This is a genomic window from Bacteroides sp. GM023, assembly GCF_014750685.1.
Lineage (GTDB): Bacteria > Bacteroidota > Bacteroidia > Bacteroidales > Bacteroidaceae > Bacteroides.
Window position 1 is genome coordinate 458,734 of sequence record NZ_JAAXGE010000006.1, and the last position, 11,256, is coordinate 469,989.

Below are 11,256 nucleotides of genomic sequence, written 5' to 3' on the forward strand. Positions count from 1 at the left end.
CGCCTTACGCTTTGATTTTAAGCGGTTTGTAGTCGTGCCATGTTCGCTTTTTCCAGTTGATGTTTCGCATAATCCAGCGTCACCTCATACTCTTTTTTACTCTCCGAGGGGATTTCAAACATGACATCCATCATGATTGTTTCCACAATAGAGCGCAATCCACGGGCACCGAGCTTGTATTCCACCGCCTTGTCTACGATGTACTCGAAGACAGAATCCTGGAATGTCAGCTTGATGTTATCCATTTCAAACAGTTTGATATACTGCTTGATGATAGAGTTTTTCGGTTCGGTAAGGATAGCACGGAGCGCTTCACGATCCAGCGGATTGAGGTAAGTCAGCACCGGAAGACGTCCGATAATTTCGGGAATCAGTCCGAATGACTTCAAATCCTGGGGAGCAATGTACTGCATCATGTTATTCTTATCTACCGTCGCTGTTTTCTGCGAAGCCGTATAACCTACGACGTGGGTATTCAACCGTTGTGCGATTTTCTTCTCGATGCCGTCGAAAGCACCGCCACAAATAAAGAGGATATTCTTGGTATTCACCGGAATCATCTTTTGGTCGGGGTGCTTGCGTCCGCCCTGGGGAGGAACATTCACCACGGAACCTTCGAGCAATTTCAGCAATCCCTGTTGCACACCTTCACCGCTCACGTCGCGAGTGATGGAAGGATTATCACCTTTACGGGCAATCTTGTCGATTTCGTCGATAAACACAATACCCTGTTCTGCTTCCGCCACGTTATAATCGGCTACCTGAAGCAGTCGGGTAAGAATACTTTCAATATCTTCGCCCACATAACCGGCTTCCGTCAACACCGTAGCGTCTACAATCGTAAACGGTACGTGCAATAACTTGGCAATAGTACGCGCCAGCAATGTCTTTCCCGTTCCGGTGCTACCTACCATAATGATATTAGACTTTTCAATCTCCACATCATCACTGTTGTCTTTTTGCAACAAGCGTTTATAATGGTTGTAGACCGATACGGAAAGGAAGCGTTTCGCGTCATCCTGTCCGATAACATACTGGTCGATGAATTTCTTGATTTCTACCGGTTTGGGCAGTTCTTTTAAATTGAGTTTGGTAGCTTCGCCGCTTTTCTTGCCCTCGCCCAGTGCTTCCTGAGTAATCTCATAAGCCTGGGTAGCGCAACTGTCGCAGATGTAGCCGTTCATTCCCGTAATCAGGAATCCGACTTCATTCTCCGGCCTGCCGCAGAAGCTACACTTTTTCTTTGTTCTTGAATCAGCCATTTTTATTTCTTAATCAATACCTCATCAATCATACCGTATTCCTTCGCTTCCTGCGCTGTCATCCAGTAGTCGCGGTCTGAATCCGCCCATACCTTATCAAAGTCAGTATGCGAGTGGTCGGCGATGATTGTATAAAGTTCTTTCTTCAATTTCTGAATCTCACGAGCCGTGATTTCAATGTCCGAAGCCTGTCCCTGCGCACCGCCCATCGGTTGGTGAATCATCACGCGTGAGTGGGGCAACGCAGAACGTTTGCCTTCGGCACCGGCTACCAGCAATACAGCCGCCATCGAAGCTGCCATACCTGTACAGATGGTAGCAACATCACTGGAGATAAACTGCATCGTGTCGTAAATGCCCAGTCCGGCATATACACTTCCGCCCGGAGAGTTGATATAAATAGAAATGTCCTTACCCGGATCCACAGAATCCAGATACAGCAACTGTGCCTGAAGCGTATTTGCCGTATAGTCATCTACCTGAGTACCCAGGAAAATGATGCGGTCCATCATCAAGCGTGAGAAAACGTCGAGTTGAGTAACGTTCAACTGTCTTTCTTCCAAAATATAGGGATTCAAATACCCGGCCTGCGATTTAATCACATCATCCAATACCATGCCATTCATTCCTAAATGCTTGGTTGCGTATTTTCTAAAATCATCCATGTTAATTGTTCCTTTCTTAAAATTTAAAATAAACGTAAGTACAAAGAAACGAAAAAGAATACAGAGACACAAAAAAACACAGAGTTATAATTTTATAAAAACTCTGTGTTTCTGTGACTTTATATTCTATTCAACCGAACGATTATTCAAACATCTTATTGAATTCTTCGATAGAAACGTTCTTGTTTTCCAAAGTTACCTGTGCTTTCAGGGCAGCAGCCAACTTCACTTCTACAACACGGCTCACCAAGTTGTTGATAGTTTCTTTCTTCTTCAACATCTCCTGTGCATAGTTGTCAAGCACATCTTCGGGAACAGACAGCATGCCGTATTGAGCAAACTGCGCCTTCGTTGTGTCTTTTGCCATCTTCAGAACATCTTCCTGTTCCACCTTGATGTCGTTGGATTCTACCAACTGTTCCTTAATCAGGTGCCAAGTCAGTTCTTCGATGCTCTTATCATAGTTTTCAGCTACATATTCTTCGCCCTTTTCTTCGTTATTCATCAACATGATGCGTTTCAGCAGTGCGTCAGAGAATTCCAACTTGCCTACTTTATCCATCACTACTTTACGAATATCGATCAAGAACTTATAATCGCTGTCGGCAACGAATCTTGCTGCAATATCTTCTTTGATTTTAGTGCGGAATTCTTCTTCAGTCTTCACTACACCTTCACCGAATGCCTGGTCGAACACTTCCTGAGTCAGTTCACCCGGAACAAAACGAGTAACTTCTTCTACCTGAAAGCTGAAATCAGACTTCACGTCTTTCGCGATTTCCTTGTCAATCTTCAACAAAGAACCCAGTTCAGCAGCGTTTCCGTCATAAGCAACGTTCGGGTTGAATACCAATACATCGTTCACCTTTGCATTAGCGAAGATAGCTTTCTGATCGTCGTTCTTCATATAAGAAGGCATCATTACCGCACCTTCTACCTGAATACCGCCTTCTTTCGTGTTACCTTCTTCGTCCAACTGTGCCAACAGACCTTTCAGCATGTCGTTATCTTCGTAAGCATCTACTTTATCATACTTGCCAGTGCGTTGAGTGTACATCTTCACCTGGTTGTCGATCATTTCTTCAGATACTTCGATTGAATAATAATCTACTTTATCCTTAGCGCTTACTTCAGCCTTGAATTCAGGTGCCAAAGCGATGTCGAATACGAAATCGAATTCATCCATTGTATCGAAATCAATATTCTGTTGCTTTTCTTCGTTAGGCAACGGCTCGCCCAACATATTCACCTTATTTTCTTTAATATAATTGTAAACAGCTTCTTGCAGTGCTTTATTCACTACTTCTGCAATAACAGACTTACCATACATTTTTTTAATAAGGCTCGTCGGAACCATACCTTTACGGAATCCCGGGATTTGCGCCTTCTGACGGAGTGATTTCAACTCTTTGTCTACTTTCTCCTGATAATCGGCTTTCTCAAGCTTCACAGTAAGCTCTGCGCTTACTTTGTCAATGTTTTGTAATGAAACGTTCATTCTGACAATTATTTATTTGATTTATACTTTGTTCTATACTCAAACGAGGGTGCAAAATTAGTGCTAATCTTTTAAATTTCAAAAGACATTGCAGATTTATTTCGTATCTATTTAGAATACATAACTAACAAATCGCTGATAAACAATACTTCATTGTAACAATCGCTCTCTTTTTTTACAATTTTCTACAAATAAAATCTTCAAAAAGATGGTCAATCCAAAAATTATTCTTTTCTTTGCTGCGGATTGATGGACCATTAGTTTCTCGATTTGATTACAAGGTTTTTACTTCCGTTCTAAAAACGCTTTTGTAAACTCTCTGTCGTTTTAATCCTTTTATTAGTAACCATCTATCCAGAGAGTTTTATTCATTTATTTATTTTTTATCATTTTCATTATGAACATTTATGTTGGAAACCTTAACTACCGTGTTAAGGAAGGAGATCTGCAACAAGTGATGGAAGATTACGGCGCAGTATCATCAGTTAAAGTTGTTATGGACCGTGAAACCGGCAAATCAAAAGGATTCGCTTTCATCGAAATGGAAGACGATGCTGCAGCTGCCAAAGCTATCGCAGAATTGAACGGTGCTGAGTACATGGGCCGCACTATGGTAGTTAAAGAAGCTAGACCTAGAGCTTAATTGCCGACGCTACATAGCTAAGAAAAAAAAGAAACTTCTGCCACCTGATGACAGAAGTTTTTTTTATTGTCCTATTTTAAGCTCCTACTTCTTTTAAGTCCCTACTTCTTAGCCTTCCATGCTTTGCACTTCGAGGTCTTTCACCTTGCGAAGCAAGTCCGAAGCAAAGATAAAGTTGTTCAGGCGTTCGTTGGTAGAAGTGAAGATATCGTCTTTCGTTCCTTCCCACTCTTTATGTCCCTCATAAATATAAATCACCTTTTCGCCGATTCCCAATACCGAGTTCATATCATGCGTATTGATAATCGTAGTCATATTATATTCCCGGGTAATATCGTGAATCAAATCATCAATCACCAATGAAGTCTTTGGGTCCAGTCCCGAGTTCGGCTCGTCGCAAAACAGGTATTGCGGATTCAGCGAAATAGCGCGCGCGATAGCTACACGCTTCTGCATACCTCCACTGATTTCTCCGGGAAACTTATCTTTCGCTTCAGTCAGATTGACACGCTCCAGGCAGAACATGGCACGTTTAGTGCGCTCGCGCAATGTATCATTGCTGAACATATTCAAAGGAAACATCACATTGTCCAGCACCGACATGGAGTCGAAAAGAGCGGCACTCTGGAAAATCATTCCCATTTCCTTGCGGAGCATCTTCTTCTCCTTCTTCCCCATCATCACGAGATTTCGTCCGTCATACAAGACCTCACCTTTCTCGGGAGTAAGCAACCCTACGATACATTTCATCAGCACCGTTTTACCGGAACCACTCTGACCGATAATCAGGTTTGTCTTTCCATTCTCAAAGGTCGCATTGATATCGTCCAACACCGTCTTATCGTCAAACGATTTATAAAGTCCCTTAACATCAATCATCCCATCAAAAGTTTAGTTATTATCAAATCCGCAAACAGAATCAAGACGCTGCTCGATACTACGGAATCCGTAGAAGCCTTTCCCACAGCAATCGAACCACCTTCCACCGTATATCCGAAGAAAGCGGACACACTTGCAATAATAAAGGCGAAGAAGAGAGATTTGATGATACCTGCCCATATAAACCATTCATTAAACATATACTGCAAACCATATTCGAGGTCGACAGCATTCATCACTCCGGCAAACCAGCAGGTACAAAAGGCCCCTATGATACCGGCGAAGATACTGAATGTCACCAATATAGGAATAACGGTCACCATAGCCGAAATCTTAGGCAGAATCAGATAGTTGGCGGAATTGACACCCATAATCTCGAGTGCGTCAATCTGTTGCGTCACGCGCATTGTTCCCAACTCCGAAGCAATGTTCGACCCTACTTTACCCGCAAGAATCAGGCACATGATGGAAGAAGAAAACTCCAGCAACATAATTTCACGGGTCACGTATCCTACCGTCCAGCGGGGCATCCACGGACTTTCGATATTCAACTTAATCTGAATGGTAATCACCGCGCCGATGAAAAACGAAATCAACAGCACGATTCCGATGGAGTTCACGCCTAGCTGCTCCAACTCGTTAAGGTATTGCCGGAAAAACATACGCATACGTTCAGGACGGGAAAAAGTCCGTCCCATCAGCATGAAATATCTTCCGACGGTTCTCAATGCTTTTATCATAACTCACACTATTTGTCTGCAAATGTACATTATTTCGGCTTATTTTTACTACATTTGCCGCAAAATAACTAGAATATGGAAGAAAGCAAGATGGTGCTCCGCACGGAAGACCTGGTGAAAAAGTACGGTAAACGAACCGTTGTAAGCCACGTTTCCATCAATGTGAAGCAAGGTGAGATTGTGGGTTTGCTGGGTCCGAACGGTGCCGGCAAGACGACTTCATTCTATATGACCGTAGGATTGATTACCCCGAATGAAGGGCGCATCTTCCTCGACGACCTGGAGATTACCAAATATCCGGTTTATAAACGGGCGCAAACGGGAATCGGCTACCTTGCCCAGGAAGCATCCGTATTCCGCCAGATGAGCGTGGAAGACAATATTGCCGCTGTGCTCGAAATGACTAACAAGTCCAAAGAATATCAAAAGGATAAACTCGAAAGCCTGATAGCGGAATTCCGCCTGCAAAAGGTACGCAAGAACAACGGTAACCAGTTGTCCGGTGGTGAGCGCCGCCGTACGGAGATTGCACGCTGCCTTGCCATCGACCCGAAATTCATCATGCTCGACGAACCTTTCGCCGGTGTCGACCCGATTGCCGTAGAAGATATTCAGCAAATCGTGTGGAAACTGAAAGATAAGAATATCGGCATCCTGATTACCGACCACAACGTACAGGAAACGCTTAGTATCACCGACCGCGCCTATCTGCTTTTCGAAGGAAAGATTCTTTTCCAGGGTACGCCCGAAGAATTGTCCGAGAATCAGATTGTACGCGAAAAGTATCTGAGTAACAGTTTCGTACTACGCCGCAAGGATTTCCAGTTGGAGAAATAAAAACTACTCGATAATAAAAACGCCCGGAAGCATTACGTTTCCGGGCGTTTTTTATTGGAGATATATCTTACTTCTGACGGATATAAATATTAATCGGCGTACCTGTAAGGTTCCACTTCTCACGCATCTTGTTTTCAAGGAAGCGTTTATACGGTTCCTTCACATACTGCGGCAGATTGGCAAAATAGACAAATGAAGGCACTTGTGTATTCGGCAACTGCGTGATATATTTAATCTTGATATACTTGCCTTTGTTTGAAGGGGGCGGATATGCCTCGATCAGCGGAAGCATTTCTTCATTCAAACGGGCAGTCGCAATCTTCGTTGTCCGGTTCTCATATACATTGCGCGCTTCTTCCAGCACTTTCAGGATACGTTGCTTAGTCAACGCGGACGCAAAGATAATAGGGAAATCCACAAACGGAGCAAAACGTGAACGCACAGCTGTTTCAAATTCTTTCTGCACTTTCACCGATTTGTCTTCCACCAAGTCCCATTTATTGATAACGACCACCAATCCCTTCTGATTCTTCTGAATCAGAGAGAAGATATTCAAGTCTTGGCTTTCGACTCCTCTCGTAGCATCCAACATCAGAATACAAACATCCGAACCTTCGATAGAACGAATCGAACGAATCACTGAATAATATTCCAAGTCTTCATTCACTTTGTTCTTCTTACGGATACCGGCTGTATCTACCAGATAGAAATCAAATCCGAATTTATTGTAACGGGTATAGATAGAATCGCGGGTTGTTCCGGCAATCTCGGTAACAATGTTGCGTTCTTCACCGATAAATGCGTTTACGATAGAAGATTTTCCGGCATTCGGACGGCCTACTACAGCAAAACGAGGAATCTCGTCATCCAAAATTTCAGAAGCCTCTTTCTTGAATTTGCTAACAATCAAGTCCATCAAATCACCCGTACCGCTTCCTGTCATAGCAGAAATACAATAAGGGTCACCCAATCCCAATTTATAGAATTCGGGGGCATTGTATTGCAAGTCATGGTTATCCGTCTTGTTGGCAACCATAATCACCGGGCTGTTGGCACGACGCAGGATAGTCGCTACCTGCATATCCAAGTCAGTCACTCCGTTCATCACATCCACTACGAACAAGATCACGTCCGCTTCATCCACTGCCAGCAATACCTGCTTGCGAATTTCCTCTTCGAAAATATCGTCCGAGTTTACTACCCATCCGCCGGTATCTACCACGGAAAACTCACGGCCCAGCCACTCTGACTTGCCATATTGTCTGTCTCGGGTTGTACCCGCTTCTTCATTCACAATAGCCTGACGAGTTTTCGTCAGACGGTTAAATAAGGTAGACTTGCCCACATTGGGGCGTCCTACAATTGCAACTAAATTACTCATAGTTCAATACCTTGTTTTTTCACGACTATCCCAGTCGCATGAATACTCTTAATCTAACTGATAACCGAAATTACGCAGTTCCTTATCCGAACTACGCCAATCTTTATCAACTTTCACATACGTTTCCAGGTAAATAGTCTTTCCAAAGAAACGTTCCAGTTCACGGCGGGCTTCAGTAGCAACCTTCTTCAGCGCCTTTCCCTGTTTACCGATAATGATTCCCTTCTGCGAATCACGCTCCACATAAATTATCGCCCGAATTTGAATCTTCTTCGGCTCTTCCTTAAACTCTTCCACGACCACTTCCACCGAATAGGGAATCTCTTTGTCGTAATAGAGCAAAATCTTTTCACGGATAATCTCATTCACGAAGAAACGCGCAGGCTTGTCCGTCCATTGGTCTTTCCCAAAATAAGGGGGAGAGTCGGGCAGCAATTCCTTGATCCGCTTCATCACATAATCCACATTGAACTTGGATGCGGCAGAAATCGGAATAATCTCGGCCTGCGGAAGCAGTTCCTTCCATTCTTCCACCAGCTTGACCAGCTTTTCCTGGTCGGTAAGGTCAATCTTGTTAATGAGCAATAAGACAGGCACCGTCATTTCACGTACCTTTGCCATAAACTCATTATTCTTATCCGGTGTCTCTACCACGTCAGTCACATAAAGCAAAACATCCGCATCCGCCAGTGCCGAAGTAGAAAAGTTCAGCATAGACTCCTGTAGCTTGTAGTTAGGTTTCAATACTCCCGGAGTATCAGAAAAAACAATCTGCATTTCATCCGTATTATAGATTCCCATAATGCGATGACGAGTAGTCTGCGCCTTGAAGGTGGCAATCGAGATACGTTCGCCCACCAAAGCGTTCATTAATGTCGATTTTCCGACATTCGGATTTCCTACGATGTTTACAAAACCTGCTTTATGCATTTCTCTTCATTTTATTGGTTGAGACAAAAAAACGCATCGAACCGAAATAAGATGCGTTTTTGAGTGTTATAGTTTAGTAACGAGTGTTACTGTTCCTTCTTTCCGTCATAACCCCACTTCACGTAAACCGCACCCCAAGTAAATCCGGCGCCGAATGCAGTGAAAATGATGTTATCACCTTTCTTGAGTTTATCTTCATAATCCCAGATACACAAAGGAAGCGTAGCAGCACTTGTGTTACCGTAATGTTCAATATTCACCAGCACTTTGTCCATCGGCAATTCCATACGATGAGCTACCGCTTCGATAATACGGACATTTGCCTGATGCGGCACAACCCAGTTGATTGTTTCTTTTGTCAGTCCATTCTTTTCTGCGATAGCAGCAGAAACGTCCGACATACTGGAAACAGCATATTTAAATACTGTTCTTCCTTCCTGGTGCAGATAATGCATTTTGTTGTCAACTGTGAAATAAGACGGCGGACAAACCGAGCCACCGGCTTTCATATGAAGGAAAGGCAAGCCCTTACCATCCGTTCTCAGTATCGAATCCATAATTCCGTAATCTTCCGTAGTAGGCTCCAGCATAAAAGCAGCAGCACCGTCACCAAAGATAGGACAAGTAGCACGATCTGTATAGTTAACCATTGACGACATCTTATCGGCACCGACAATGATAATTTTCTTATATCTTCCCGAACGGATAAAATTCGCACCCGTCTCCATCAAATACAGGAAACCGCTACAAGCAGCCTGCAAATCGAAAGCGAATGCATTCTTCAGTCCGAGTTTGTCGCAAAGAATAGAAGCTGTAGAAGGGAAGTGATAGTCAGGAGTACTCGTAGCAACAATAACCAAATCAATATCGTCCGGATTAGCACCAGTCTTTTTCATCAACTGTTTGGCAGCTTTGCGTGCCATGTATGAACTACCTAATCCTTCCTCATTCAGAATATGTCTTTCTTTTACTCCGATACGAGTCATAATCCATTCATCGTTGGTATCCACCATCTTTGATATCTCGTCGTTAGTCAAGATATAATCGGGAACATATCCACCGACTCCTGTGATTACTGCATTTATTTTTTCCATCAAACCTATTTTAAATTAGCAATACTATAATACTTAAAGCAGCCGGAGAGAGTTACCCTCAGGCTGTTTCAGTATGACTGTACTAATTATACAGCTGCTTCTTTCTCAATAGCGAGCTTACCTCTGTAGTAACCGCAAGCGCCACATACAGTGTGGTATACATGCCATTCGCCGCAATTCGGACAAATAGCCAAAGTAGGAGCTACTGCCTTATCATGAGTTCTTCTCTTTGCTTGTCTCGTACTTGATTGTCTTCTCTTAGGATGTGCCATTTTCTTAAAACTTTAATTATTATCTAATATTTTTTTTAATTCATTCCAGCGAGGGTCAATTTGTTCCTCCGCTTCTTCCTCTATTACGATGTCCTCTCCACCAGTGTCGAAATTATCATCGCTATCATCATTCGCATTTGTTTTCAAATGCTTGTTCAGCTTACTTGTTACCGCCTTATTACACTTACCGGGAGCGTGTACATGCTTCATCGGGATAGATAGTGCAATAAACTCATACATGAACCATGCAACGTTGATTTCCCCTTCTTCCTCGGGAATCACAATAAGGTTGTCTCCTTCTTCTGCATAGCCATTTCCAAACTTCACCATCAGTTTATCAGAAGAACTGATTGTTAGCTCCATATCATCCAGGCAACGGTCGCATGGTACCCATACTATTCCGTCTGTCTGAAAACTCATCTCGAAAGCGCGAGAGGTTCTTTTCACGGTCAATGTAACATTAACCTTTCCTTTCTGAACTTCAGGTCCGTCAATGTGAGCGAAGTAAAGGTTATCCAATACAAACTCATACTTAGCAGAGTCTGTTTGCATACCTTTCAAGTCAATTTTGTATTTATCAAATTTTCCCAAAGCTTCTCTCTTTTTTAAATCGTTAGCTTACAATTCGGGCGACAAAGATACAAATAAATATCCTCATAACATACAAATTACCAGTAAATATTCACTTTTTTAATACGTATTATGAGGTTTGCGACTGTTAAAAAGAGTCGTATAAATGCCGGAGCACAAAAAAAAGAAAGCCTCGCCCGTCAGATAGACAAGCGAGGCTTCTTCAAAATGGCGGCTACCTACTCTCCCACTGTTACGCAGTACCATCGGCGTGACGAGGCTTAACTTCTCTGTTCGGAATGGGAAGAGGTGGAACCCTCGTGCTATAACCACCTAAATAAGGTTATGACATGATGAAAAGTAAAATTATTAGTGGTTGTACTTATTGTTTCTGTTTCTTATGTTTCCGTTTCAGTAGTACTTCGCTAAACGTATATATCGCGCCCCGTACAAGTTCGAAAGAAAGTGAACGGGCAATTAGTAAT

The 11,256-nt window shown here is 43.0% G+C and carries 12 protein-coding genes and 1 rRNA gene; 2 read left to right on the forward strand and 11 right to left on the reverse strand.

Translation table 11 applies throughout. The annotated features are described in order from the left end of the window. Positions 1–17 precede the first annotated feature (17 nt). The 3 genes from clpX to tig form a co-directional block, all read right to left on the reverse strand. Positions 18–1,262: an ATP-dependent Clp protease ATP-binding subunit ClpX gene (gene clpX, locus HC965_RS15490; RefSeq protein ID WP_191032299.1), complete on the reverse strand. Its 1,245-nt coding sequence runs from the start codon at positions 1,260–1,262 to the stop codon at positions 18–20. A gap of 2 nt (positions 1,263–1,264) precedes the next feature. Beyond that, on the reverse strand, positions 1,265–1,927 hold the full coding sequence (clpP, locus tag HC965_RS15495; protein ID WP_004297164.1) for an ATP-dependent Clp endopeptidase proteolytic subunit ClpP: 663 nt from the start codon (positions 1,925–1,927) through the stop codon (positions 1,265–1,267). Positions 1,928–2,069: 142 nt separating this feature from the next. Further along, positions 2,070–3,425 carry a trigger factor gene (tig, locus tag HC965_RS15500; RefSeq protein ID WP_191032300.1) on the reverse strand — a complete coding sequence of 452 codons (1,356 nt, stop codon included), beginning with the start codon at positions 3,423–3,425 and terminating at the stop codon, positions 2,070–2,072. 397 nt (positions 3,426–3,822) lie between these two features. Between tig and HC965_RS15505 the strand changes: the two genes are divergently transcribed. Then, positions 3,823–4,068, forward strand: a complete 246-nt coding sequence (locus HC965_RS15505) for an RNA-binding protein (protein ID WP_004297160.1) — start codon at positions 3,823–3,825, stop codon at positions 4,066–4,068. Between the two features lie 108 nt (positions 4,069–4,176). On the opposite strand, the gene HC965_RS15510 is transcribed toward HC965_RS15505, so the two are convergent. Both HC965_RS15510 and HC965_RS15515 read right to left on the reverse strand, forming a co-directional pair. Further along, positions 4,177–4,947 (reverse strand): ABC transporter ATP-binding protein, encoded by a 771-nt coding sequence (locus HC965_RS15510; protein WP_191032301.1) that lies wholly within the window; start codon positions 4,945–4,947, stop codon positions 4,177–4,179. Next, entirely contained in the window at positions 4,944–5,687 is a 744-nt protein-coding gene (locus HC965_RS15515; protein WP_167961932.1) for an ABC transporter permease, read from the reverse strand. The genes HC965_RS15510 and HC965_RS15515 overlap by 4 nt, the downstream gene beginning before the upstream one ends. Positions 5,688–5,762: 75 nt before the next feature. On the opposite strand from HC965_RS15515, the gene lptB reads away from it, so the two are divergent. Next, positions 5,763–6,524 carry an LPS export ABC transporter ATP-binding protein gene (gene lptB / locus HC965_RS15520; protein ID WP_191032302.1) on the forward strand — a complete coding sequence of 254 codons (762 nt, stop codon included), beginning with the start codon at positions 5,763–5,765 and terminating at the stop codon, positions 6,522–6,524. Positions 6,525–6,591: 67 nt separating this feature from the next. Here the strand turns inward: lptB and der are convergent, their stop codons facing one another. The 6 genes from der to rrf all read right to left on the reverse strand — a co-directional run bounded on the left by der (position 6,592) and on the right by rrf (position 11,108). Beyond that, complete coding sequence (der, locus tag HC965_RS15525; RefSeq protein ID WP_191032303.1) at positions 6,592–7,905, reverse strand: ribosome biogenesis GTPase Der; 1,314 nt, start codon at positions 7,903–7,905, stop codon at positions 6,592–6,594. Between the two features lie 48 nt (positions 7,906–7,953). Beyond that, positions 7,954–8,835 (reverse strand): GTPase Era, encoded by an 882-nt coding sequence (gene era, locus HC965_RS15530; protein ID WP_073347496.1) that lies wholly within the window; start codon positions 8,833–8,835, stop codon positions 7,954–7,956. Between the two features lie 86 nt (positions 8,836–8,921). Next, positions 8,922–9,929 (reverse strand): beta-ketoacyl-ACP synthase III, encoded by a 1,008-nt coding sequence (locus HC965_RS15535; RefSeq protein WP_191032304.1) that lies wholly within the window; start codon positions 9,927–9,929, stop codon positions 8,922–8,924. A gap of 86 nt (positions 9,930–10,015) precedes the next feature. After that, on the reverse strand, positions 10,016–10,201 hold the full coding sequence (gene rpmF / locus HC965_RS15540) for a 50S ribosomal protein L32 (protein ID WP_004296852.1): 186 nt from the start codon (positions 10,199–10,201) through the stop codon (positions 10,016–10,018). A gap of 12 nt (positions 10,202–10,213) precedes the next feature. Beyond that, on the reverse strand, positions 10,214–10,792 hold the full coding sequence (locus tag HC965_RS15545; RefSeq protein ID WP_191032305.1) for a DUF177 domain-containing protein: 579 nt from the start codon (positions 10,790–10,792) through the stop codon (positions 10,214–10,216). 205 nt (positions 10,793–10,997) lie between these two features. Then, a 5S ribosomal RNA gene (gene rrf / locus HC965_RS15550) occupies positions 10,998–11,108 on the reverse strand. Positions 11,109–11,256 lie beyond the last annotated feature (148 nt).